Source organism: Roseateles sp. GW821-FHT09B06, from assembly GCF_059418245.1.
Genome location: NZ_JBWKPM010000022.1, coordinates 1 through 24,264 on the forward strand (window position 1 = coordinate 1; position 24,264 = coordinate 24,264).

21 protein-coding genes and 1 pseudogene are annotated in these 24,264 nt (G+C 70.7%); 6 read left to right on the forward strand and 16 right to left on the reverse strand.

Going from position 1 to position 24,264, the window contains the following annotated elements; genetic code table 11:
- The 5 genes and pseudogenes from AC07OQ_RS17565 to AC07OQ_RS17585 all read left to right on the forward strand — a co-directional run.
- Positions 1-336 (forward strand): annotated as a pseudogene (locus tag AC07OQ_RS17565) (CheR family methyltransferase); the annotation flags it as partial.
- On the forward strand, positions 333-986 hold the full coding sequence (locus AC07OQ_RS17570; protein WP_495054427.1) for a chemotaxis protein CheW: 654 nt from the start codon (positions 333-335) through the stop codon (positions 984-986). The pseudogene AC07OQ_RS17565 and the gene AC07OQ_RS17570, both read left to right, overlap by 4 nt.
- The gene (locus AC07OQ_RS17575) at positions 983-3,184 is read left to right on the forward strand and encodes a hybrid sensor histidine kinase/response regulator (RefSeq protein WP_495054428.1); all 2,202 of its coding nucleotides are present in this window, start codon (positions 983-985) and stop codon (positions 3,182-3,184) included. The genes AC07OQ_RS17570 and AC07OQ_RS17575 overlap by 4 nt, the downstream gene beginning before the upstream one ends.
- On the forward strand, positions 3,181-4,155 hold the full coding sequence (cheB, locus tag AC07OQ_RS17580) for a chemotaxis-specific protein-glutamate methyltransferase CheB (protein ID WP_495054429.1): 975 nt from the start codon (positions 3,181-3,183) through the stop codon (positions 4,153-4,155). Before AC07OQ_RS17575 ends, cheB begins: the two co-directional genes overlap by 4 nt.
- 37 nt (positions 4,156-4,192) lie before the next feature.
- A complete protein-coding gene (locus AC07OQ_RS17585; protein WP_495054507.1) occupies positions 4,193-5,209 on the forward strand; it encodes a diguanylate cyclase in 1,017 nt (338 codons plus the stop codon).
- A gap of 44 nt (positions 5,210-5,253) precedes the next feature.
- Here AC07OQ_RS17585 and AC07OQ_RS17590 read toward each other — a convergent pair whose 3' ends face one another.
- On the reverse strand, positions 5,254-6,225 hold the full coding sequence (locus tag AC07OQ_RS17590) for a lytic transglycosylase domain-containing protein (protein WP_495054430.1): 972 nt from the start codon (positions 6,223-6,225) through the stop codon (positions 5,254-5,256).
- A 129-nt stretch (positions 6,226-6,354) separates the two neighbouring features.
- On the opposite strand from AC07OQ_RS17590, the gene AC07OQ_RS17595 reads away from it, so the two are divergent.
- Positions 6,355-6,711 (forward strand): hypothetical protein, encoded by a 357-nt coding sequence (locus AC07OQ_RS17595; RefSeq protein ID WP_495054431.1) that lies wholly within the window; start codon positions 6,355-6,357, stop codon positions 6,709-6,711.
- Here AC07OQ_RS17595 and AC07OQ_RS17600 read toward each other — a convergent pair.
- From AC07OQ_RS17600 to AC07OQ_RS17670, 15 genes are all read right to left on the reverse strand, one after another.
- The gene (locus tag AC07OQ_RS17600; RefSeq protein ID WP_495054432.1) at positions 6,671-7,756 is read right to left on the reverse strand and encodes a PepSY-associated TM helix domain-containing protein; all 1,086 of its coding nucleotides are present in this window, start codon (positions 7,754-7,756) and stop codon (positions 6,671-6,673) included. The genes AC07OQ_RS17595 and AC07OQ_RS17600 overlap by 41 nt on opposite strands.
- 3 nt (positions 7,757-7,759) lie before the next feature.
- Entirely contained in the window at positions 7,760-9,892 is a 2,133-nt protein-coding gene (locus AC07OQ_RS17605; protein WP_495054433.1) for a TonB-dependent siderophore receptor, read from the reverse strand.
- A 77-nt stretch (positions 9,893-9,969) separates the two neighbouring features.
- A complete protein-coding gene (locus AC07OQ_RS17610) occupies positions 9,970-10,635 on the reverse strand; it encodes a PA4824 family protein (RefSeq protein WP_495054434.1) in 666 nt (221 codons plus the stop codon).
- 99 nt (positions 10,636-10,734) lie between these two features.
- Positions 10,735-11,439, reverse strand: a complete 705-nt coding sequence (kdpE, locus tag AC07OQ_RS17615) for a two-component system response regulator KdpE (RefSeq protein WP_495054435.1) — start codon at positions 11,437-11,439, stop codon at positions 10,735-10,737.
- A complete protein-coding gene (locus AC07OQ_RS17620) occupies positions 11,432-14,161 on the reverse strand; it encodes a DUF4118 domain-containing protein (protein WP_495054436.1) in 2,730 nt (909 codons plus the stop codon). The genes kdpE and AC07OQ_RS17620 overlap by 8 nt, the downstream gene beginning before the upstream one ends.
- A complete protein-coding gene (locus tag AC07OQ_RS17625) occupies positions 14,161-15,126 on the reverse strand; it encodes a magnesium and cobalt transport protein CorA (protein ID WP_495054437.1) in 966 nt (321 codons plus the stop codon). Before AC07OQ_RS17625 ends, AC07OQ_RS17620 begins: the two co-directional genes overlap by 1 nt.
- A 16-nt stretch (positions 15,127-15,142) precedes the next feature.
- Positions 15,143-15,985: a TorF family putative porin gene (locus AC07OQ_RS17630; protein ID WP_495054438.1), complete on the reverse strand. Its 843-nt coding sequence runs from the start codon at positions 15,983-15,985 to the stop codon at positions 15,143-15,145.
- A 109-nt stretch (positions 15,986-16,094) separates the two neighbouring features.
- On the reverse strand, positions 16,095-16,679 hold the full coding sequence (gene kdpC, locus AC07OQ_RS17635) for a potassium-transporting ATPase subunit KdpC (RefSeq protein WP_495054439.1): 585 nt from the start codon (positions 16,677-16,679) through the stop codon (positions 16,095-16,097).
- A gap of 10 nt (positions 16,680-16,689) precedes the next feature.
- Positions 16,690-18,792: a potassium-transporting ATPase subunit KdpB gene (gene kdpB, locus AC07OQ_RS17640; RefSeq protein ID WP_495054440.1), complete on the reverse strand. Its 2,103-nt coding sequence runs from the start codon at positions 18,790-18,792 to the stop codon at positions 16,690-16,692.
- 13 nt (positions 18,793-18,805) lie between these two features.
- Positions 18,806-20,659 (reverse strand): potassium-transporting ATPase subunit KdpA, encoded by a 1,854-nt coding sequence (gene kdpA / locus AC07OQ_RS17645; RefSeq protein ID WP_495054441.1) that lies wholly within the window; start codon positions 20,657-20,659, stop codon positions 18,806-18,808.
- 3 nt (positions 20,660-20,662) lie between these two features.
- Complete coding sequence (gene kdpF / locus AC07OQ_RS17650; RefSeq protein ID WP_495054442.1) at positions 20,663-20,752, reverse strand: K(+)-transporting ATPase subunit F; 90 nt, start codon at positions 20,750-20,752, stop codon at positions 20,663-20,665.
- Positions 20,753-20,988: 236 nt separating this feature from the next.
- Positions 20,989-21,996 carry a S49 family peptidase gene (locus AC07OQ_RS17655; protein ID WP_495054443.1) on the reverse strand — a complete coding sequence of 336 codons (1,008 nt, stop codon included), beginning with the start codon at positions 21,994-21,996 and terminating at the stop codon, positions 20,989-20,991.
- 16 nt (positions 21,997-22,012) lie between these two features.
- Positions 22,013-22,402, reverse strand: coding sequence for a Rieske (2Fe-2S) protein (locus AC07OQ_RS17660; protein WP_495054444.1), 390 nt, complete (start codon positions 22,400-22,402; stop codon positions 22,013-22,015).
- Positions 22,399-23,061, reverse strand: a complete 663-nt coding sequence (locus tag AC07OQ_RS17665; protein ID WP_495054445.1) for an HAD family hydrolase — start codon at positions 23,059-23,061, stop codon at positions 22,399-22,401. The genes AC07OQ_RS17660 and AC07OQ_RS17665 overlap by 4 nt, the downstream gene beginning before the upstream one ends.
- Positions 23,058-24,008, reverse strand: coding sequence for an RluA family pseudouridine synthase (locus tag AC07OQ_RS17670; protein WP_495054446.1), 951 nt, complete (start codon positions 24,006-24,008; stop codon positions 23,058-23,060). Before AC07OQ_RS17670 ends, AC07OQ_RS17665 begins: the two co-directional genes overlap by 4 nt.
- Positions 24,009-24,264: the final 256 nt, after the last annotated feature.

A 24,264-nucleotide genomic window follows, 5' to 3' on the forward strand; every position in this document is an offset into this window, starting at 1 on the left:
CCGGCACCCGTGCCGGATGGCCGGGCCGCGGCCGACGCCAGCCTGCGCGGCATCGCGGCGCTCGCCAATGGCGGCCGCCGCGCCGAGGCCGAGGCCGCCTGCGCCGCCCATCTGGCCGCCCATGGCCCGTCGGCGGAGCTGTATTGCTGGTGGGGCCTGCTGAGCGACGGCGCCGGCCAGGGCGCCGCGGCCGAGGCTCATTACCGCCGGGCGCTCTATCTGGATCCGCAGCATGCCGAGGCGCTGGCCCATCTGGCCGCGCTGCTGGCCGCGCGCGGCGACCGCGCCGGCGCAGCGCGGCTGCGCCAGCGCCTGAAGCCGGGAGCGCCGCGATGAGCCCCGCTGACACCGAGCCCATCGACGCCTGCTGGCAGCGCATCGGCGTGCAGGGCGACCGCAGCTGCCCGCGCCTGGTCGAGCATGTGCATTGCCGCAACTGCGAGCAACATGCGCGCGCCGCGCAGCTGCTGCTGGATCGCCACGCGCTGCAGCTGGCGGACGCGCCGCCACCGGTGCCGGACGCGCCGGCGCGCGACGCGCAGCGCTCGGCCCTGCTGTTCCGCGTCGGCCAGGACTGGCTGGCGCTGGGCACCGCCGCGCTCGCCGAGGTGGCTGCGCCGGTGCCGGTGCACGGCCTGCCGCACCAGCGCGCGCGCATGCTGCTGGGCGTCTGCAATGTGCGCGGCGCGCTGGTGCCCTGCGTGTCGCTGCAGCGCCTGCTGGGGCTGGCCGACGAGGCCGCGCCGGACGAGGCGGACAAGCCGCAGATGCTGATCCTCGACGCCCCCGGCGGCCCGCTGGTCGCGCCGGTCAGCCAGATCGACGGCATCCACGCGATCCCGACGCGGCTGCTCGGCGCGCCCGGCCGCGACAGCGCCCTGCCGGCCAGCCGGCTGGCCGCCGGCGTGCTGCAATGGCAGGGCCGCAGCATCACCTGGCTGGACGAGGCCGCGCTGGTGCAGGCCATGGTGGGGAGCCTCAAATGAGCCCGGATTCGCTGCGCGACGCCTCGATGCTGGATCTGTTCCGGCTCGAGGCCCAGGCCCAGACCCAGGTGCTCGACGCCGGGCTGCTGGTGCTGGAGCGCGAACCGGGCGATCCGGCCCAGCTGGAGGCCTGCATGCGCGCCGCCCATTCGCTGAAGGGCGCGGCGCGCATCGTCGGCCTGGACGACGCGGTGCGGCTGGCCCATGCGATGGAGGACCTGCTGGTGGCGGCGCAGCGCGGCGCGCCGCCGCTGCAGGCCGGGCAGATCGACGCGCTGCTGCGCGGCTCGGACGCGCTGTTGCGCTGCGGCGAGGGCGCCAGCATCGCGGCGGACCTGCCGGCGCTGCTGGCGCGCCTGAGCGATCCGGGCGCCGCTGCGCCGCCCGCAGCGCCCGCCCCCGCCTCGACGCCGGCATCGGTCGCCGCGGCCGAGCCGGACGCGGCGCCCGACCTGCGCGGCCGCGTGCTGCGCGTCTCGGCCGAGCGGCTCGACCATCTGCTCGACCTGGCCGGCCGTTCGCTGGTGGCGGCGCAACGCGCCGCACCGCTGGGCGAGGAGCTGCGCCGGCTCAAGCGCCTGCAGGACCAGGCGCGGCGCTCGCTCGACCAGCTGCGCGAGGCCACGCTGGGCCAGCTGGCACCGCAGGCGCAGGCGCTGCTGGCCGATGCCGGCAACTGGCTGGCCGAGACCCAGGGCCGGCTGCAGCAGCATGCCGAGGCCTTCGACGCCTTCGCCTGGAGCCACGGCCGGCGCAGCCAGCAGCTTTACGACAGCGCCTTGGCCTCGCGGATGCGGCCCTGCGCCGACCTGATGGAGGGCAAGGCGCGCATGGTGCGCGACCTGGGCCAGCAGCTGGGCAAGCCGGTGCAGCTGGAACTCGAGGGCGCCCAGACCCCGGCCGACCGCGACCTGCTGGAGCGCCTGGAGGCGCCGCTGATCCACCTGCTGCGCAACGCGGTGGCGCATGGCATCGAGGCGCCGGCGCAGCGCCTGGCACGCGGCAAGCCGGCCCAGGGCCGGCTGCAGCTGCGCGCGCGCCATGCGGCCGGCCATCTGGTGCTGGAGCTGGAGGACGACGGCGGCGGCGTCGATCTGGAGCGCCTGCGCGCCGCCGTGCTGGCGCGCAGGCTGGCGCCGCCGGAGGCGGTGGCGCGGCTCGACGAGGACGAGCTGCTGGCCTTCCTGTTCCTGCCCGGCTTCTCGCTCAGCGAGACGGTCGACGAGGTGGCGGGCCGCGGTGTCGGGCTGGACGCGGTCCAGCACGAGCTGCGCCAGCTGCGCGGCAGCGTGCGCATGCGCCAGCGCAGCGGCGCCGGCACGCAGTTCCGGCTCGAGCTGCCGCTGACGCTGTCGGTGGTGCGCAGCCTGGTCGTCGAGGTCGGCGGCGAGGCCTATGCGCTGCCGCTGGCGCGCGTCGATCGCATGCTGCGCGTGGCGCCGCAGGACATCGTCGCGATCGAGGGGCGCCAGCATGTCTGGCATGAGGGCCGGGCGATCGGCCTGATCGCCGCCAGCCAGCTGCTGCAGCTGGTGCCGGGGCAGCGCGACGAGCTGGGCCTGCCGGTGCTGCTGCTGCGCGACCGCGAGGCCAGCCATGCGCTGGCCGTCGACCGCCTGATCGGCGAGCAGAGCCTGGTCGTGATGCCGCTGGACGCGCGCCTCGGGCCGGTGCGCAATGTCGCGGCCGGCGCGCTGCTGGACGACGGCACGCCGGTGCTGATCCTCGACGTCGAGGACCTGCTGGGCTCGGTCGCCAAGCTGCTCGGCGGCGGGCAGATCGAGCGCGTCGCCCGCCCCGACGGCCGCGCCCAGCAGCAGCGCAAGCGCGTGCTGGTGGTCGACGATTCGCTGACCGTGCGCGAGCTGGAGCGCAAGCTGCTGAGCGGCCATGGCTATGCGGTGACGGTCGCGGTCGACGGCATGGACGGCTGGAACGCCTTGCATGCCGAGGACTTCGACCTGCTGGTGACCGACATCGACATGCCGCGCATGGACGGCATCGAGCTGGTCGGCCGGGTGCGGCGTGACGCGCGGCTGCAGTCGCTGCCGGTCATCGTCGTCTCCTACAAGGACCGCGAGGAGGACAAGCGCCGCGGCCTGGAGGCCGGCGCCGACCATTACCTGGCCAAGTCCAGCTTCCACGACGAGACCCTGCTCGAAGCGGCACGCATGCTGATCGGGGAGGCACTGGAGTGAAGCTGGGCCTGCTCGCCGACCTGCCCGCGACCGCGCAGCTGCTGCGCCAACTGCTGGCGCCGGCGCATCAGCTGCTGTGGCAGGCCGGCAGCGACGCGGAGGCGCTGCTGCGCTGCCGCGCGCAGCGCCCCGAGCTGCTGCTGCTGGAGCTGAGCGGGCCGGAGCGGGTCGAGCTGGTGCGGCGCATCATGGACGAGACGCCCTGCGCGATCCTGCTCTTCACGACCGCGGCGGCGGCGCGCACCGAGCTGGTGTTCGAGGCGATGGGCCATGGCGCGCTGGACGTGGTGACGCTGCCCGAGCCGGCGGCCGGCGCGGCGGCCCTGCTGCGCAAGATCCAGAACATCTACTGGCTGACCCACCAGAGCCTCGGCGCGAGCTCGCGGCACGCCGGCGCGCGGCGTGCGCGCGGCGCGCCGCTGGTGGCGGTCGGCGCCTCGGCCGGCGGGCCGGCCAGCCTGAGCGCGCTGCTGCGCGAGCTGCCGGCCGGCTTCGGCGCGGCGCTGGTGCTGGTCCAGCACCTGGACGAGAAGTTTTCCGCCGGCATGGCCGACTGGCTGGCGCGCGAATCGCCGCTGCCGGTGCGGCTGGCGCGCGCCGGCGAGGCGCCGCAGCCGGGCGTCGTGCTGCTGGCCGGCGGCAACGAACACCTGCAGCTGCGCGCGAGCGGCGAGCTGGCCTATGCGGCCGAGCCCGGCGCGCATCCGTACCGGCCCTCGATCGATGTCTTCTTCGAGAGCCTGGCGCGGCATTGGCAGGGCCGGGCGGTCGGCGTATTGTTGACCGGCATGGGCCAGGACGGTGCGCGCGGGCTCAAGGCGATGCGCGAGCGCGGCTTCGTGACGATCGCGCAGGACCGGGCCAGCAGCGCCGTCTACGGCATGCCCAAGGCGGCCGTCGACCTCGACGCCGCGGTCGAGGTGCTGCCGCTGAGCCGCATCGCGGCCCGCCTGGTGGAACTGTGCGCCTGACAATAACGATAAGGAGATCCTTTTGAGCGAGCATCCGATGAACGACCCCGTGCCGGCCGCGCACGACGATTTCGAGGCCATGGTGCTGCTGGTGGACGATCAGGCGATGATCGGCGAGGCCGTGCGGCGCATGCTGAGCAGCGAGGCCGGCGTCGACTTCCATTTCTGCAGCGACGCCGCCCAGGCCGTCGACACGGCCGCGCGCATCCAGCCGACGGTGATCCTGCAGGACCTGGTGATGCCCAATGCCGACGGCCTGGACCTGGTGCGCGCCTACCGCGGCGTCGGCGTGCTGCGCGATCTGCCGATCATCGTGCTGTCCAGCAAGGAGGAATCCAAGGTGAAGAGCGATGCCTTCGCGGCGGGCGCCAACGACTACCTGGTCAAGCTGCCGGACCCGATCGAGCTGATCGCGCGCATCCGCTACCACTCGCGCGCCTACCGCGCGCTGAAGCAGCGCGACGAGGCCTATCGCGCGCTGCGCCTGAGCCAGCAGAAGCTGCTCGAGACCAATCTGATCCTGCAGCGCATGATGCGCTCGGACAGCCTGACCGGCCTGGCCAACCGGCATCATTTCGACGAGTACCTGGACGCCGAATGGAAGCGCGCCCAGCGCACGCGGCAGGCCCTGTCGCTGCTGCTGATCGACATCGACTACTTCAAGAACTACAACGACCGCTTCGGCCATGTGATGGGCGACGAGACCCTGACCCGCGTGGCCGGCGCGCTGCGCGGCTGCTGCACGCGCGCCGGCGACCTGGCGGCGCGCTACGGCGGCGAGGAGTTCGCCATCGTGCTGCCCAGCACCGCCCAGGACGGCGCACTGCAGCTGGCCGAGGAGGTGCGGCAGGCGGTCGAGGCGCTGGCAATTCGTCATATCGCGCCCGCCGAAGGCGCGTCGGTGACCGTCTCGGTCGGCGTGACGACCCAGGCCCCCCTGCTGGAGATGCAGGCGGTGAGCCTGATCGAACAGGCCGACCGGGCGCTCTACCTGGCCAAGGCCGGCGGTCGCAACCGGGTCGTGCTGGCGCCGCAGGATCCCGAATCCCCTTGAACCCGGGCCTCCAGCACCGCGGCCCAGCACAGCCCACCGAGTCCTCAGCGCGGGGCGCGCAGCAGGGCCAGCATCGGCGAGGGCTGTGCCGCGGCCGGGTCGAAGGGATGCGAGACCTGGCCGCCGATGGCGCCCAGGATCTTGCGCACATAGTGGCGCGTCTCGGCATAGGGCGGCACGCCGCGGTAGCGGTCCACCGCCCGCTCGCCGGCGTTGTAGGCCGCCAGCACCAGGGCCACATCGCCCTCGAAATAGGCCATCAGCCAGCGCAGATAGGCCATGCCGCCGCGGATGTTCTGCACCGGGTCGGTGATGCGCCGGACCTGGAAGCGCGCCGCGGTGTCGGGAATCAGCTGCATCAGGCCCTGGGCATTCTTGGGCGAGACCGCCAGCGGGTCGAAGTTCGATTCGGTGGCCATCACCGCCAGCACCAGATGCGGCGCCAGCTTGTACTGCGGCGCCTCCAGCTTGACGAAGCGCACGATGGGCTCGGGCGCATTCGCCGGCGGCGGCGGCGGGGGCCGCAGCTGCGGCTTGAAGGTCTTTGCGGCCGCCGCGGCCAGCGGCGGCGGATCGCCGTCCGGCGGACGCAGGCAGGGTGGCGGCGAACCCAGCGGCTCGCCCAGCCGGGCCGCCATGGCCTGCGCCTGCGCCAGCCCCTGCTCCGCCGCGGCCGCGAACAGATAGGCGGCCTGGGCGTCGTCGCGCGCGATGCCGCGCGCATTGGTCAGCATCCAGGCCAGGTTGTACTGGGCCACCGCATCGCCGAAACGCGCCGCCCGGCAGTAGAGCTGGGCCGCCAGCACCGGGTCGCGCGGCTGGCCGTTCTCGCCATGCTCGGCCGCCTCGGCCTCGCGCCGCCAGCGCTCCACCTGGGCCGGCACGACCGGGCCCACCTCGGCCGGCGGCATGGCGGGGCGCGGCAAGTTCTCCAGCGACAGGGCCGGCACTTGCGCGAGCGCCGCTGCCCCTGCAAGCAGCAGGGCCGGCGGGCACAGCAGGCGGGCGGGTGACATGGCTTCAGTCTAGCGAGGCTTGATGCCGTCTTGACGGGGCATCCCCCAACTTGAGCGTCTTCTTGAGAACGGTCGGCCGAGACTGGCAAGCTCGCAACCACTGGCCGGCCTCCGGTGCCGGCCCGGCTCATGAACCCCGTCGCCATCCTGCAGCACGAGTCCAGCCAGGGTCCCGGCTTTCTGCTGGACTTCCTGCGCCAGCACGACATCCCCTTCCGGCTGTTCCGCCCCGCCGCCGGCGAGGCCCTGCCGCGGCGGGCCGCCGGCCACAGCGGCCTGGTGGTGCTGGGCAGCAACCGCAGCGCCAACGACGCGCTGCCCTGGGTGGCGGCCGAGCTGGCGCTGCTGCGCGAGCTGGAACTGCGCTGCGCCGTGCTGCACCTGGCCGCGCGCCGGGTCTACGGGCAATGGGCGGCCGGGCTGCGCCGGCCGCGCCCGTTCGCGCTCAGCGCCGCCGGCGTCGCCACCACAGCCAGGTACCGCTGAGGCCCAGGCCGAACAGGGTCAGGCCGATCAGGCCGGTGGCCGCCTCGTGCAGCGGCCCGCCCAGGGTGCCGGTGTGCAGCGGGTAGATCCAGGCGGTACTGCGGCCGGCCAGGTCCAGGCCGTTCCAGCGCTGCTGGGCCAGCACCCGGCCGTCGACCGGGTGCAGCCAGACCGAGCTGAGGCCGTTGGGATGCGGGTCGTCCGGCAGCTTGAAGCGCACGCGCACCGGCCGCTCCGCGCGCGCGCCCAGCTGCACATAGCCGACCATGCCCTCGGGCCAGCGCGCGCGCGCCTGCGCGACGATCTCGTCCAGGCTCAGCGCCGGCCCCTCGGCCGGGCCGACCTTGGGCGGCTTCGGTGCCGTCTCGCCGGCCAGGCTGCTGACCCAGGCGCCCAGCGGCCGCCAGGCCATCCAGGCGCCGGTGGCGACCGACACCGCGATCAGGAGGCCGATCACGACGCCGCCAGAGCGGTGCAGGTCGAACAGCGCGCGCGTCGTGCCCTTGGCGAGCTTCAGCGCGAAGGCATGGCGCCATTGCGCTGCGGTCGTCGGCCACCACAGGATCAGCCCGGTCAGCAAGAGGGCCAGATAGGCCAGCGAAACGCCGGCCAGCAGGGCCTTGCCGGTGTCGCCCAGCAGCAGCGCGCTGTGCAGCTCGAAGATGAAATTGGCCGCGCCCTCGGCCTCGCCGCGCCGGCCCTGCTCGCGGCCGCTCGCCGGGTCGATGTAGAGCGTGCCCTCCCATTGCGGGCTCTTCAGCAGCACGCGCAGGCTCTCGCCCGGCTCGCGCGGCGGGCGCAGGGTCAGCGTGCTCTTCGTGCCGAACTCGGCCACCAGGCGCTGGCGCAGCGGCTCCAGCGCGGCGGGCTGCGCATCGCTCGCGCCGGCGGCCCGGAACAGTTCCGGGTGCAGCGCCTGGTCGAGTGGACGCAGCACCGTCAGCGCCGCGCCCAGCAGCGCCGCGAAGGCCAGCAGCAGCCCGAGCGTCAGGCCGGTCCAGCGGTGCAGCCACAGCCAGGCGCGGCGCGCCTTCAGCAGGGACATGGCTTAGAAATCCAGCTTGGCGGTCACGCGCAGCGTGCGCGGCGCGCCGACGCCCAGCAGGCCGTTGCCGGCGGTGCTCCAGTAATCCTTGTCGGCGGCATTCTCCAGATTGGCCTGCAGGCTGAAGGGCTTGCCGGCCAGCCGGGTCTGGTAGCGTGCGCCCAGCGAATAGACCTCGTAGGCCTTGATCCAGGCCTGGTTCAGGTTGTTCACCGCGCGCTTGCCGACATGGTAGACGCCGGCATTGAGGGCCAGGCCCGGCAGCATCGGCAGGCGGTACTCGCCGAACAGGCTCAGCGTGTTCTTCGGCGTGTTCTCCGGGGTCTTGCCCAGCTCGGCCGCGCTGGCGACCGCCTTGGTGATCTCGGCATCGAGCAGCACGGCCGAGGCCACGACGGCGAAGTCGCGCCCGATCTCGCCGCTGGCCGAGAACTCCAGGCCGCGGTAGCGGCTCTGGCCGCCGACCTGGTAGACGCCGGCGATCGTCGTCGCTTGCGCGCGCTCGATCTCGAACAGCGCGGTCTGCAGCAGCAGGCTCTTCGCGATGCGCGCCTTCAGGCCCAGCTCCTTTTGCTTGCTGACGGCGGGCGGCAGGATGTCGCCGGCATTGATGGCCGACAGCGGCGCGGTGCCGGTTTCCTCCAGGCCGCGCAGCAGGCTGGCGTAGACGCTCAGGTCCGCCAGCGGCTTCCACATCACCGAGACATTGGGCGAGGTCTTGTCCACCGCGTAGGGCTTGTTGGGGCCGCTGGCGCTGTTGCTCTGACTGCGGTAGTCGGTATGGCGCAGGCCGGCCAGCAGCTGCCACTGCGCGCCGATCGCGACGCGGTCGTAGACGTACAGGCCCTCGTCGCGGATCTCGGACGGATAGCCGGCCTGCGCCAGCGTGGGGTTGATGGGCGCGATCGCCACCGGCGCATAGAGGTTCTGCGGCGCCTGGGCGGCGCCGCTGCGCCAGCCCTCGGACTCGCGCAGGTTGTAGCTGGCGCCGATCGTCAGCTCGTGCTGCAGGCCGGCGGTGGCGAAGCGGCCGATGGTCTCCAGCCGGTGGTTGGTGTTGGTGTAGGCCTGGCCCTTCAGCACCGAGATGTTGACGCGGCCGGCGCCGGTCGCGTTGTTGTAGTTCTGGAAGGTGGTGTAGACGCGGTCGCGTTTGGTCTCGGCGCGCCCGCTCTCCAGGCTGAGCACCCAGTTGTCGTTCAGCGCGATGTCGCCGCGCACCAGGGCATTGGTGGCCTCGGCGTCGTAGCGGGCCCAGTCGGCGCCCAGATTGGTCTTGTTGTCGGGCACGCGCGGCAGGCTGATCGCGCCGTTCACCGCCGCGGGCAGGGTGATCGCGGCCTGCTCGCTGACGTTCTTCCGGTAATGCTCCAGGTCCACCTTCAGGTTGGCCACCGGCGAGACGCGCCAGTCATAGGCCAGCGCCAGCAGGCCGCGCTCGCCCTTGAAGTTGTCGACGCCGTTCTCTTCCTTGCCGGCCGCCGCGTTGAAGCGGATGCCCATGCTGTCCTCGGCGCCGAAACGCCGGCCGATGTCGACATGGGCCTTGACGCCGCCATGGTCGTTCAGCGTCGTGGTCAGCGAGGTGACCGGCTTGGCGCCGGCGCGCTTGGTGACGAAGTTGACGATGCCCGAGGGCGGCACCATGCCGTAGTACATCGACGAGGCGCCCTTCAGCACCTCGACCTGCTCCTTGTTCTCGAGCGAGATGTCGATCAGATTGATGACCGGCAGGCTGCCGTTGAGCCGGTAGTTGCCGCGGTTCTCGACCAGGATGCCGCGGATCGAGATGTTGTCGTAGGTCGAGCCGCTGAGCTGCGAGCGGGTCACGCCGGCGGTGTTGCGCAGCGCGTCGAACAGGCCCTGGGCGCCCTGCGCGTCCAGCAGCTCGCGCGACATCACGTTGTTGGTCAGCGGCACGTCCAGCGGATCCTGGTCGCGGAAGGCGCCCACCTGCACCGAGCTCGGCGCGAAGCTCTTGACGCGCTCGCCGCTGACAACCACGGTGTCGAGCAGGCTGGGCGCGGCCCAGGCCGCCGGCGGCGCCCCGAGGGCGGCGATGGCCAGCGAGAAGGAGGACAGGGCAAGGCTGCGCCGGGTGGCCGGCATGCGGATGGACATGGTGTGGGAGAACAAGCGAATGGGAATGATTCCCATTTTAAACAAGTTTCCGTGCCCGCCCGGCGCTTGCCCCGGGCGTCCAGGCCGCGCGGCTAAGGATCGAAGGTCCAGCCGATGCCCAGGCTCCACCAGGCCTGCCGCGCGGCACCGCGCGGCGCGGCGCGGCTGAGGTCCCAGCTGAGGGTGTCGCTGGCGAGGTAGCGCAGGCCCAGGCGCGCATGGCCGCGCTGGCCATCATGGAAATACTCGCCCAGGCCCTGCCATTGCGGCAGGGGCGTCCATTCGAGCGCCAGGCCGCGCCGCGTGGCGTCGGCGGCGCCGCGCCTGAAATCACGGCCGATATTGAGATGCAGGGCCAGGCTCTCGCCGGCCTGCCAGCTCAGCGGCAGCAGCAGCGACTGCCCGGCCAGGCGCGGCCCCCGGTCCTGCCAAGTCGCGGCCCAGACCGCGCCGACGGCCAGGCCCGGCCGCAGCGCGGTGACCCATTTGAGCTGCGGCCCCCAGCTCGACAGCCGCGGCTCGCCGCGCGTGCGGCTGCGGTCCAGGTTCAGGCCCAGCTCCACGGCGCCCAGGCGACAGGCCGGACCGGCATGCTGCAGCCGGCGCCGGTCATCGCCCTCTTCCAGCCACAGCTCCAGCTGGCATTGCCCGGGCTCCAGCATGGCGGCATCGTCCACCGCATGATGGCCGCCCGCCGCCAGCGCGGCCGTGCCGGACCACAGCCCCCAGCAGATCAGCAGCCCGCAGGACTTGCGCATCGGCATTCCCTTCTCTTGAACTTCAACGCCCCCACGAGCGCCACGCGCGGATTCTCGAACAGGCGCCGCGGATCCGGCACCGCGACCGACATCGGAGCATCAGGGCATCAGCCGATAACCCACCGCGGTCTCGGTCAGCAGGTGCTGGGGCCGGGCCGGCTCGGCCTCCAGCTTCTGGCGCAGATTGCCCATGTAGACGCGCAGGTAATGGTTGTCCTCGACATGGCTGGGGCCCCAGACGGCCTTCAGCAGCTGGCGGTGCGTCAGCACCTTGCCGGCGTTGGCGATCAGATGGGTCAGCAGGCGATATTCGATCGGCGTCAGGTGCACGGCCTGGCCCTCGCGCAGCACGCGGCGCGCGGCCAGGTCCACCTCGATGGCGCCGAAGCGGAACAGGGTCTGGGCCGGCTCGCCCGCCGCCCCCGCCGCGCTCTGGCTGCGGCGCAGCGCCACGCGCACCCGCGCCATCAGCTCGCCGACGCCGAAGGGCTTGGTCAGGTAGTCGTCGGCGCCGGCGTCCAGCGCGGCGATCTTGTCCTGCTCGTCGGCGCGCGCCGACAGCACGATCACCGGTACGCCGGACCAGGCACGCAGATCCTTCAGATAGTTGAGCCCGTCGTCGTCGGGCAGGCCCAGGTCCAGCACGACCAGCTCGGGCCGGCGCGTGCCGGCGTCGATCAGGCCCTGGCGCACGGTCTCGCACTCGTGCACCTGCCAGCCCTCGGCCTCCAGCGCCAGGCGCACGAAGCGGCGGATGCTGGGCTCGTCCTCGACGATCAGCGCGGTCGGTTTGGGTTCACTCATCTTGGGCCAGGACTTCGATCTCGGGCAGCGCCGGCGGCTGGCCCAGCGGCAGAGCCAGCACGAAGGCCGCGCCGCCGGCCGGCGCCGCCTCGGCCCAGATGCGGCCGCCATGCGCCTCCATGATGGCACGGCAGATCGCCAGGCCCAGGCCCACGCCGGGGATGCTGGACTCGCTCCTGGCGCGAGTGAATTTCTCGAACAGCGCCTCCTCGCGGCCGGGCGGCAGGCCCGGGCCGTTGTCGGCCACGCTCAGGCGCAGCTCGCCCTCGTCGGCGCGCAGCGCGGCGGCGATCGTGATGCGGCTGCCCGGCGGCGTGTACTTGGCCGCGTTCTCCAGCAGATTGCAGAGCACGCGCTCGATCAGCACCGCGTCGAGATCGACCATCGGCAGCCCGGGCGCCAGCTCGGTGCGCAGGTCAAAGCCGGCCAGCGTCGCCTGCATGGCCTGCAGCGCGCTGCCCACCACCTCGTCGATCGGCTGCCATTGCAGGCGCAGCTGCACCGCGCCGCTCTGCAGCCGCGCCATGTCCAGCAGGTTGTTGACCATCGCGTTGATGCGCTGCGACTCGCGCTGCAGGGCCTGGGCCAGCTCGCGCCCCGCGTCCGGCAGGGCCGGCAGGGCCGCCAGCGTGTCGGCCAGGCCGTAGACCACGGCCAGCGGCGTGCGCAGGTCGTGCGACAGGGCCGACAGCAGCGAGTTGCGCAGGCGCTCGGATTCGATGTGCACCAGCGCGTCCTGCGCCACCTCGACGTAATGCACGCGCTCCAGCGCCTGGCCGATGATGCTGGCGAAGGTGTCGAGCTGGGCACGGCGCTCCGGCTGCATCACCGCGGCCAGCTCGCGCGGACGCAGGCACAGCACGCCGCGCGCGCGCATCGGCGCCGAGAGCGGCAGGTAGAACCAGGGGCTGCCCGGCAGGGTGTCGGTGGCCAGGCCGGCGGCCTGGCCATGGTCCAGGGCCCAGCGCGCCGTGCCCGGGTCGGGCGCGTCCCTCTCGTCGGCCGGGGGCAGCGGGCTGTGCAGCCGCTCGTCCAGGCCCAGCACCAGCACCCGGGCCTGGCCGTGCAGCTCGCGCGCCAGGCGGTCCTGCGAGATCTGCGCCACCTGCTCGGTCTGCAGCGCGCCGGCCAGCTCGCGGGTCAGCTCGAACAGCGCGCGCGAGCGCGCCTCGCGCTCGGCCGCCACCTGGGCCTGGTAGCGCAGGTGCGCGGTTAGCTGGCCGGTGATCAGGCCCACGGCCAGCATCACCGCGAAGGTCAGCAGGTACTGCACGTCCGAGACCGCGAAGGAGAGGTGCGGCGCGATGAAGAAGAAGTCGAACAGGCCGACGCTCAGGAAGCTGGCCAGCACGGCCGGCCCGCGCCCCAGCCTCAGCGCCACCGCCAGCACCGTCAGCAGGAAGAGCATGACGATATTGGCCTCGTCGAACAGCTTCTGCAGCGGCCAGGCCAGCGCGCAGGTCAGGCCGCAGGCCAGGGCCGCCAGCGCATAGCGCGGCAGTTCGCGCGCGGTGGGGCCCCAGCCGGGCTCGCTGGGCGCGGCGGCCTGGACCGGCGCCTGGCCCTGGGGCTGGCCGACCTCGATCAGGTCGATGTCCGGCAGGTCGCGGGCCAGGCGCTCGTGCAGCGCCGCCCCGGCGAAGGCGCGACGCCAGGCCGGCAGCATGCGCGCGCGGCCCAGCACCAGCTTGGAGAGGTTGTGCTCGCGCGCATGGGCGATCAGGGCCGTCGCCGCGTCCTGGGCCTGCAGCACCGCGGTGGCGGCGCCCAGGTCCTGGGCCAGGCGCATCACGCGCAGCACGCGCTCGCGCTGCGCGTCCGGCAGGCGCTGCAGGGCCGGCGTCTCCACATAGACCGCATGCCAGGACACATTGAGCTGCTGGGCCAGGCGCGCGGCGCTGCGCAAGACATGCTCGGCGCGCGGCGTCGGGCCGATCGCGCAGAGGATGGCGGCCTCGGTGCTCCAGACCTGGGCGATCGCGGCGTTGCTGCGCCAGGCCTGCACATCGTCCTCGACGCGGTCAGCGGTGCGGCGCAGCGCCAGCTCGCGCAGGGCCATCAGATTGCCCTTGCGGAAGAAATGCTTGGCGGCGCGCTCGGCCTGTGCGCCCATATAGACCTTGCCGGCCTTCAGGCGCGTCAGCAGCTCGTCGGCCGGCGTGTCGACCAGCACCACCTCGTCGGCGCGGTCGAAAAAGGTGTCCGGCAGGGTCTCCTGCACGCGCACGCCGGTGATGCCGCCCACCACGTCGTTGAGGCTTTCCAGATGCTGGACGTTCAGGCTGGTGTAGACGTCGATGCCATTGGCCAGCAGCTCCTCGACGTCCTGCCAGCGCTTCGGATGGCGCGAGCCGGCGACATTGCTGTGCGCCAGCTCGTCGACCAGGATCAGCGGGCGCTCGCGCTCCTTCAGCCGCGCCAGCGCGCCGTCCAGGTCGAACTCGGGCAGGGTCTTGCCGCGGTACTCGACCTGGCGCGGCGGCAGGATCTCCAGCCCCTCGGTCAGCGCGGCGGTCTCGCTGCGACCATGGGTCTCGACCACGCCCACCAGCACCTCGCGGCCTTCGCTGCCGAGCTTGCGGGCCGCCAGCAGCATCGCGTAGGTCTTGCCGACGCCGGCCGAGGAGCCGAAATAGATGCGCAGCCGGCCGCGCGCGGCCTTTTCCTCCTCGGCCCGCAGCTGCTCCAGCAGCGCGTCGGGATCGGGACGCTGGTCCTCCATCACAGCCAGCCGGCGCGCCGGAAGCGCCACCACAGGCCCACGCAGACCGTGGTGATCAACGACAGCGCGATCGGATAGCCCCAGCGCCACTTGAGCTCGGGCATGGCCTCGAAGTTCATGCCCCAGATGCCGGCGAAGGCGGTCGCGGCGGCAAAGATGCCGGCCCAGGCCGCCAGGCGCTTGGTGACATCGCTGTCCTCGATGGCCACCATCGACAGATTGGCCTGGATGGCCGTGCCTATGGTTTCGCGCACCGACTCGATGGAGGCATGGATGCGCGCCAGGTGGTCGGCCACATCGCGAAAGTAATGCTCGGACTGGCTACAGACCGGCGGGATGCGGCCGCCATGCAGCTTGGACAGCATCTCCAGCATCGGCGCCACCGCGCGGCGCAGCAGCATCAGCCGGCCCTTCAGCGCATACAGGCGCTGGATGTTGTCGCGCGCCGCGCCGTTGGTGAAGATGCTTTGTTCGACCTCCTCCAGCTCGGACTCCAGCAGGTCGATGATGGGAAAGTAGCGATCCACCACCGCATCCATCAGCGCATAGAGCACGAAGCTGGGGCCCTGGCGCAGCAGCTCGGGCTCGCGCTCGGCGCGCTCGCGCACGCCCAGGAAGTGCAAGGGGCTGTGCTTGCGCACCGACAGCACATAGCCGCGGCCGACAAACACCGCCACCTCGCCCCCCTGCAGCTCGCCGCCCACCCAGTCGATCAGGTGCATCACGACGAACAGGTCGAGGCCGTATTCGTCGATCTTGGGCCGCTGCTGACCCTTCAGCGCGTCCTCCACCGCCAGCGGGTGCAGGTTGAAGAGGCGCCGCCAGGGCTCCAGCTCGGCGGCGTCGGCGTCGCGCAGCGCCACCCAGACGAAGGTGTCGGGCTGGTCCAGATAGCGGCCCACCTCGTCGGGAGCCAGATCGGCCAGCTTGTGGCCCTCGCGGTAGGCGGCGCAGTTGATCAGCATCGGGCCATTGTCGCCTTTAGAAGCTGCGCTGCACGCTCAGCACGACGCCGGCCCGGCCCAGCTTCCTGGCCTGCTGGCCGGCCGCGTTGCCGGCCTGGTAGAAGTCCTTGTCGGCGTCGGTGGCGATCAGGGCGGCGCCGAGCTTGAAGCCGCCGACGGCCTTGACCAGGCCCAGCTTGACGTCGGTGTAGGACAGCTCGCCGTAATGGCGCACCGACAGGCGGCCCAGGTGGGCGTCCAGGAACAGCTCGCCGCCCAGGTCGAAGCGGTAGTTCAGGTCCAGATAGCTGCTGCCCTGGGAGCCGCCGCGCGGCGCCAGGCCGCTGAAGTAGGCATAGCCGGCGGTCGTGCCGTTCAGGCCGAAGTAGTCGCTGGCGGCCAGCGACAGCTTGGCACTGAAGGCGCCGACGCTCAGGCCGGCGTAGAGGTCCAGGTTGTCGTATTTCTCGCCGCTGGCCACGCCGGGCGCGCTGTTGAGCCTGGCGCCGGGATAGACATAGGCCAGCGCGCCCAGGTCCAGGGTCAGGTCTTGCCCGAACACATGAGCCAGCGCGAACTTGACGCCGCCGTAGAGGTCCAGCTCGAGGCCGGCACCGTTGTTGTAGCTGTTGCCCGAGACGTTGGAGGCCCAAATTCCTAGATACGGGCCGGCGTAGGCGCCGCTCGCGTGGGCGTAGTCGAAGCCGCCCTGCACGGCGGGCTGGCGCCAGGTCTGGCTGATGCCGCGGAAGCGGTAGTCGCTGAACAGGCCGACGTTGCCCGTCAGCTGGTGCTCGGGGGTGTCGGCGGCCAGGGCCTGGGTCTGGGTCTGGACGACAGCACCGGCCAGCGTCAGGAGGCTGCTCTTCTTCTTGATCATGATGGGACTGCGGTAAGACTCGGGGGAAAGACGATGAAGCCCCCTCCCTGAATCTTTCTCTCGGGGCTTCATCGGGGTACAGGGCACCCTGAAAACAGGGGGCGCGGGCTCAGCGCGCGGCGTCGAGCGCCAGGTTGAGCCGCAGCACATGCACGCGCGGCTCGCCCAGCACCCGCAGGTCGCGACCCTCGGTGTTGGCCGCGATCAGGGCCTGCACCTTGGCCGGTGGCAGGCCGCGCTCGCGCGCGACGCGCCCCACCTGGTAGCGCGCGGCGGCCATGCTGATGTGCGGGTCCAGGCCGCTGGCCGAGGCGCTCACCAGATCGGCCGGCACCGCGGCCAAGTTGCCCGGATCGGCGGCGCGCAGCGCCTCGATGCGGGCCTTGACGGCGTCCGCCAGTGCCGGGTTCAGCGGGCCCTGGTTGGAGCCGCTGGAGGCGCTGGCGTTGTTGCCCATCGGGGCGGTGGCCGAGGGACGGCCCCAGAAGTACTTGGGCGACGTGAAGTTCTGGCCGATCAGTTCGGAGCCGATGGCCTTGCCGCCCTGCTCGATCAGGCTGCCGGCGGCCTGCTTCGGGAACAGGGTCTGGCCGACGCCGGTGACGGCCAGCGGATAGAGCAGGCCGGTGATGGCCGAGAGCAGCACGAAGCTGACGAGGGCGGGGCGAATGGATTGCAGCAAATGGGCTTTCATGCCTTGCTCCTTAGACGAGATGGGCGAGGACCAGCAGCCAGTCGATGGCCTTGATGCCGATGAAGGGCACGATCAGGCCGCCCAGGCCGTAGATGGCGAGGTTGCGGCGCAAGAGCGCGCTGGCGCCGACGGCGCGGTAGGGCACGCCCTTCAGGGCCAGCGGGATCAGCGCAACGATGATCAGCGCGTTGAAGATCACCGCCGACAGGATGGCCGAGCCGGGGCTGTGCAGGCCCATCACGTTGAGCGCGCCCAGCTGCGGATAGACGCCCACGAACATCGCCGGGATGATGGCGAAGTACTTGGCCACGTCGTTGGCGATCGAGAAGGTGGTCAGCGAGCCGCGCGTCATCAGCAGCTGCTTGCCGGTCTCGACGATCTCCAGCAGCTTGGTGGGGTTGGAATCCAGGTCCACCATATTGCCGGCCTCCTTGGCCGCCTGCGTGCCGCTGTTCATCGCCACCGCCACGTCAGCCTGGGCCAGCGCGGGCGCGTCGTTGGTGCCGTCGCCAGTCATCGCGACGAGACGGCCATCGGCCTGGTAGTCGCGGATCAGCTTGAGCTTGGCCTCGGGCGTGGCCTCGGCCAGGAAGTCGTCGACGCCGGCCTCGGCCGCGATTGCCGCGGCGGTCAGCTTGTTGTCGCCGGTGATCATCACGGTCTTGATGCCCATGCGGCGCAGCTCTGCAAAGCGCTCCTTGATGCCCCCCTTGACGATGTCCTTCAGCTCGATCGCGCCGAGCACGCGCACGCCATCGGCCACCACCAGCGGTGTGCTGCCACGGCGCGCGATCTCATCGACGGCAAGGCCGACCTCCTTGGGGAAGCTGCCGCCCAGTGTCTCGACATGCTTGCGGATCGCGTCCAGCGCGCCCTTGCGGATCTGGCGCTCATGGGTGGATCCGGCGGCCAGGTCCACCCCGCTCATGCGGGTCTGGGCCGAGAAATGCACGAAATGCGCTTCCAGGCCGTGGATGTCGCGCTCGCGCAGGCCGAACCTGGTCTTGGCAAGCACGACGATGCTGCGGCCTTCCGGCGTCTCGTCGGCCAGCGAGGCCAGTTGGGCCGCGTCGGCCAATTGGGCTTCGGTCACGCCGGGGGCCGGCACGAAGGCGCTGGCCTGGCGGTTGCCCAGCGTGATGGTGCCGGTCTTGTCCAGCATCAGCACGTCGACATCGCCGGCAGCCTCGACCGCGCGGCCCGAGGTGGCGATCACATTGGCCGCCATCATGCGGCTCATACCGGCCACGCCGATGGCCGAGAGCAGGCCGCCGATGGTCGTGGGGATCAGGCAGACCAGCAGCGCGATCAGCGCGGTGATCGACACCACGGTGCCCGTTCGACCCATTGATGCGGCCGCTTCGACGCTGAACATCGAGTAGGGCAGCAGGGTCACGGTGACGACCAGGAACACCAGGGTCAGGGCCACCAGCAGGATGGTCAGCGCGATCTCGTTGGGAGTCTTCTGGCGCTTGGCGCCCTCCACCATCGCGATCATGCGATCCAGGAATGACTCGCCCGGATTGACCGTGACGCGCACGACCAGCCAGTCCGACAGCACGCGGGTGCCACCGGTCACCGAGGCGAAGTCGCCACCCGATTCGCGGATCACCGGCGCCGATTCGCCGGTGATGGCGCTCTCGTCCACCGAAGCCACGCCCTCGATCACCTCGCCGTCCAGCGGGATCAGGTCGCCGGCCTCGACCAGCACCACATGGCCACGGCGCAGCTCGTCCGACTGGGTCGGATGCCACTGCGCGCCATGCTTGGGCTCATGCAGCTTCTTGGCCCAGGTCTTGGTCTTCAGCCCGCGCAGCGACGCGGCCTGTGCCTTGCTGCGGCCCTCGGCCAGGGCCTCGGCGAAGTTGGCGAACAGCACGGTGAACCACAGCCACAGCGCGATCGCCAGCATGAAGCCGCTGCCCTCGGCGCCAGCCAACTGGGGCTGGCCCAGGCTGGCGATCCACAGGCCCGAGGTCAGCAGGCTGCCGACATAGACCACGAACATCACCGGGTTGCGCCATTGCACGCGCGGGCTCAGCTTGGTGAAAGCGTCCCTCAGGGCCTGATTCACCAGCTTGGGGTCGAACAGAAATTCTTTGGTGCTTTTCATGATTGTCCTACCCTCATTTCCAGAGCATCAGTTGCTCGACGATGGGGCCCAGCGCAAGGGCCGGCACATAGTTCAGCAGCCCCACCAGCAGCACGGTCGCGATCAGCAGCACGACGAACAGCGGGCCATGCGTGGGCAGGCTGCCGACGCTGACCGGCACGCGCTTCTTGGCGCCCAGAGAACCGGCCATCGCCAGCACCGGCACGATCACGCCGAAGCGGCCCAGCCACATCGCGAAGCCCAAGAGGGTGTTGTAGAAGGGCGTGTTGGCCGACAGGCCGGCGAAGGCCGAGCCGTTGTTGTTGCCGGCCGAGCTCAGCGCGTAGAGGACCTCGGAGAAGCCATGCGCGCCCGGGTTCGCGATGCCGGCCAAGCCCTGCGGGCTCAGCACCGCGATGGCCGTGCCGACCAGCACCACGATGGGCGTGATCAGGATGGCGATCGAGCTCATCTTCATCTCGTAGGGCTCGATCTTCTTGCCCAGGTATTCCGGCGTGCGGCCTATCATCAGGCCGGCGATGAAGACGGCCAGGATGGCGAACACCAACATGCCATACAGGCCGGTGCCAACGCCGCCGAACACCACCTCGCCCAGCTGCATCATCACCAGCGGCACCAGGCCGCCGATCGGCGTCATCGAGTCATGCATCGCGTTGACCGCGCCGCAGGAGGCGGCCGTCGTGATGACGGCGAACAGACTGCTGGCATTGATGCCGAAACGGGTTTCCTTGCCTTCCATATTGCCGGCGCCGGCTTCCACGCCCAGGGCCGTCAGCTGCGGATTGCCGGCCTGCTCGGCCATGGTCGTGATCACCACGCCGGCGACGAACAGGATGCTCATCGCCGCCAGGATGGCCACGCCCTGGCGCCGGTCGCCGACCATGCGGCCGAAGGCGAAGCACAGCGCGGCCGGGATCAGGAAGATGCTGAGCATCTGCACGAAGTTGGCCAGCGGGGTCGGGTTCTCGTAGGGATGGGCCGAGTTGGCGTTGAAGAAGCCGCCGCCGTTGGTGCCCAGCATTTTGATCGCCTCCTGCGAGGCCACCGGGCCCATGGCCAGGGTCTGGGTCTCGGCATGCAGATCCTTCAGCACCGGTTGATCCTTGTCGTCCTTCAGCGGCTGGTCGTCGGCGCCCAGCTTGGGCACCTGGTAGGCCGTGGCCTCGACGGTCTGCACCGTCTTGTAGGGCTCGAAGTTCTGGATCACGCCCTGGCCGATCAGGAACACGGCGTAGACGAAGCTGATCGGCAGCAGCACCCACAGGGTGGTGCGCACCATGTCGGCCCAGAAGTTGCCGATCGAACTGTCCGCCCCCAGGCCGGCGCGAGCGCCGTCCGTCCCCCGAGGGGAGCGCTCATCCTTGGGGCGGCCCGGCGGATGAGCGGCTCGCGTGCCCGCGAAGCCGCGGATCAGCGCATACACGACGGCGATGCCGGTGGCGGCCGAGACGAAGTTCTGCACCGTCAGCGCCAGCATCTGGGTCAGGTAGCTCATCGTGGCCTCGCCGCCATAGCCCTGCCAGTTGGTGTTGCTGACGAAGCTGATCGCGGTGTTGAAGGCCGAATCGGGCGTGATCGCGCCCATGCCCTGCGGATTCAGCGGCAGCACATCCTGCAGGCGCTGCAGGCCGTAGACGACCAGCACGCCGATGAAATTGAACAGCAGCAGCGCGATGGCATACCGCTTCCAGTGCATGCCCTCGTCGGGCTTGATGCCGCCCAGGCGGTAGAAGCCGCCCTCCACCGCCCGCATCCAGCGCGGCAGCCGGCCGTCGGCCACCGCCACCAGCCATTTGGACAGCGGCCAGGCGGCCAGCAGCAGCACGGCCATGAACAGGCCGAGATTGATCCATGCCAAGGTGTCCATGTCTCAGAACTCCTCGGCGCGCAGCAGCGCCACGATCAAATAGACGAACAAGCCGGCGGCGACGAGGCCGCTGGTCCAGTAGAGCGCGCTCATTGCCTCTTGCCCTCCAGCTTGTGGCTGGCGGCGGCCAGGCCGAGCGCCAGTCCGAACAGCGCCAGGCTCAGGCCCAGAAATACCCAATCCATTTGTATTGCTCACACCTCAGTTGAGATGTCAGCAGCTTAGAAATGGGCGCCTCAGGGCGGCGTAGAAGCTGGGGGCGGGGGTATCAAGATTGCATAAAGACCAAGGGCTCCCGAAGGAGCCCCTGTCGCGTCAGCGCTGCGGGATCAGCGGATCGGCGCCATGCTGCGCAGGGTCTTCACCGCGCCCTCGCCCATTGCCGCGCCGAAGCGCTTGGCCAGGCGTTCGGCCACGTTGTCGCGCGGCGTGTAGTCGATCACCTCCTCCGCCTTGACCACCTCGCGGGCGACAAAGTCCAGATTGCCGAAATGGTCGGCCAGGCCCATCCTGACGGCCTCCTCGCCGTTCCAGAACAGGCCGGTGAAGGTGTCGGGGTTCTCCTTCAGGCGCTTGCCGCGGCCCTGCTTGACCACGCTGATGAACTGCTGATGGATCTGGTTCAGCATGGCCTGGGCGTAGGCCTTCTGCTGCGGGCTCTCCGGCGAGAAGGGGTCCAGCATGCCCTTGTTGCTGCCGGCCGTCAGCAGGCGGCGCTCGACGCCCAGCTTGTCCATCAGGCCGGTGAAGCCGAAGCCGTCCATCAGCACGCCGATCGAGCCGACCACCGAGGCCTTGTCCACATAGATCTCGTCGGCCGCCGCAGCGATGTAGTAGGCGCCCGAGGCGCAGATCTCCTCGACCACCGCGTAGACCTTCTTGTTGTGCTTGGCCTTGAGGCGGCGGATCTCGTCGTTGACGATGCCGGCCTGCACCGGGCTGCCGCCCGGCGAGTTGATGCGCAGGATCACCGCCTGCGCGCCCTGGTCCTCGAAGGCGCTCTTCAGCGCCGACACCATCAGTTCGGCGCTGGCCTCGGAATCGGTCGCGATCTCGCCGCGCACCTCGACCAGGGCCGTATGGGGGCCGGCGGGCGTCGCCCCCGGGTGACGCTGCGAGAACAGCAGGTACAGCAACACCACGATCAGGGCCAGCCAGACCAGCCTGAAGAAGCTGCGCCAGCGCCGCTCGCTGCGGCGGTCGCGCAGATAGTCGCGCGCGAACTGGGCCATCAGCGCCTCATGGGCGGGCGCGGCGGGGGCGGAGGGGGCCGCCGGCCGGGGCGGCACGCCCACGGGTTCGGGGATGGGCGGCGGCAGGTCGTCGTTGGAATTCATGATGGGATGGGGAAAACTACTCGTCAAAGGCCGGCTTGGTGTCGCGGCTAGGATACCAATAGACCTGACCCTCGCGCTCCGCGACCTCGATCTTGGTCAGACCCATGCGACCGCACATGCCGGTGACGCATCTGCCGGTCAGCGGGTCGTAGACCGCGCCATGGATCGAGCACATGATGTACTGCTTGTCGCCGTCCAGGAACTCGCCCTCCTGCCAGTCCATCTCGGTCGGCACATGGGCGCAGCGGTTCAGGTAGGCCACCACCCGGCCGTCAAAGCGCAGCGCGAAGGCACGCGCCGGCTCGCGCCACTGCAGCACGTCGAAGGTATGGGCACGGCCGCGCTCCTGCAGCTCGTCGGAGCGGCACAGCGGCAGTGGATTGGCTTGCGCGTCGGTCGTCATCATGCGTTCTCAATCAGCCAGCGATGCAGATCGGGCACCGAATGCGCGATATGCAGCGGCCGGAATTCGTCGAAGGTCTCGTGGTCGTGCGCGCCGTAGCCGACGCCGACGCTGGCGGTGCCGGCGTTCAGCGCCAGCTGCAGGTCGTGGCTGGTATCGCCGATCATCAAGGTGCGCTCGGGCTCGACGCCGAACTCGCGCATCAACTCGTTGAGCATCAGCGGGTTGGGCTTGCCGGCGGTCTCGTCGGCGGTGCGGCTGCCGTCGAACAGCGCGCCCAGTTCCGGCGCCACCTTCAACGCCTCGTCCAGGCCGCGACGGCTCTTGCCCGTCGCGATGGTCAGCCAGTGGTGGCGCGCCTTCAGGGCGGCCAGCATCTCCAGCGTGCCCTTGAACAGGGTCACCTCATGCTGGGCGGCGAAGTAATGGTGGCGGTAGCGCAGGCCCAGTTCCGGGTAACGCACCGGGTCCAGGCCCGGCACCGCATGGGCCAGGGCCTCGTGCAGCCCCATGCCGATCACGTAGCTGGCCTGCGCGTCGCTGGGCCGGGGCAGGCCCAGGTCCTCGGCGGCGCTCTGGATGCAGCGGGTGATCAGGGCCGTGGAGTCGAACAGGGTGCCGTCCCAGTCGAAGGCGATCAGGTCAAAACGTTGCGGTCTCATGCCGGGTTCTTCAGTTGGGCCAGCAGCTTCTCACATTCGGGCGGCAGCGGCGCCAGCAGTTCCAGCTCGGCCCCGCTGGCGGGATGGCTGAACTTCAGGCGCTTGGCATGCAGGAACATGCGCTCGAACCTCAGGGAACCGCGCGCGATCGCGCGGTTGGCCTCGAAATCGCCGTACTTGGGGTCGCCGACGATGGCATGCCCCTCATGCGCCAGATGCACGCGGATCTGGTGGGTGCGGCCGGTCTTGATCGTCACGTCCAGCAGGCTGTAGCCCTGCAGGCGCTGCGCCACCCGCACCAGGCTGATCGAGCGCTTGGCCTGGTCGGCCTGCGGGTCGTGCGAACTCGTCACCGCCCGCACCCAGCGCTCGCCATCGCCGCCGGTGAACTTCAGCAGGGCCACGTCGATCACCTTCTTGTTCTCGGCCCAATCGCCGATCACCAGGGCGGCGTAGGTCTTGCCGGTTTCACGTTCGCGGAACTGGTCCTGCAGCGAAGTCAGGGCCGAACGCTTCTTGGCGATCAGCAGCAGGCCCGAGGTCTCCTTGTCCAGCCGGTGCACCAGTTCCAGGAACTTCGCCTGCGGCCGCGCCTGGCGCAGCTGCTCGATCACGCCGAAGCTGACCCCCGAACCGCCATGCACGGCCACGCCGGCCGGCTTGTTGACGGCGATCAGGTGCTCGTCCTCATAGACGATGGGGAACTCTTTGGCCGGCACATAGTCCGGCTTGGCCGCCACCCGCTCGGGCAGGCGCACCGGCGGTATGCGGACCTCGTCGCCCAGTTCCAGCCGCGTGTCGGCCTGGGCGCGGCCCTTGTTGACCCGCACCTCGCCGGCGCGGATGACCCGGTAGACATGGGTCTTGGGCACGCCCTTGAGTTCGCGCAGCAGGAAATTGTCCAGGCGCTGGCCGGCCGAACCCTCGTCGATCAGCACGCGGCGCACGGCCGGCGCCGCGGCCGAGGCTGGCGAAGTGGGCAGGCGCTCACCGGCGGACGCGGCAGGCTTTGCGGTCCTGGGGCGGACCCCAGCTTTCGGGCCCGCTTTAGCCCCTATAATGTTCCGAACCACGATTGCGCCGTAAGTATTTGATTTGCCTGATTTTAGCCGGGCGGAACGAAGCCAAGGCGGCGCGGGAGTGGCGGGTCCGGTACATGGACCCACCATGGTGATGCAACGCGCGCAACAGGCGGCGGGCCCT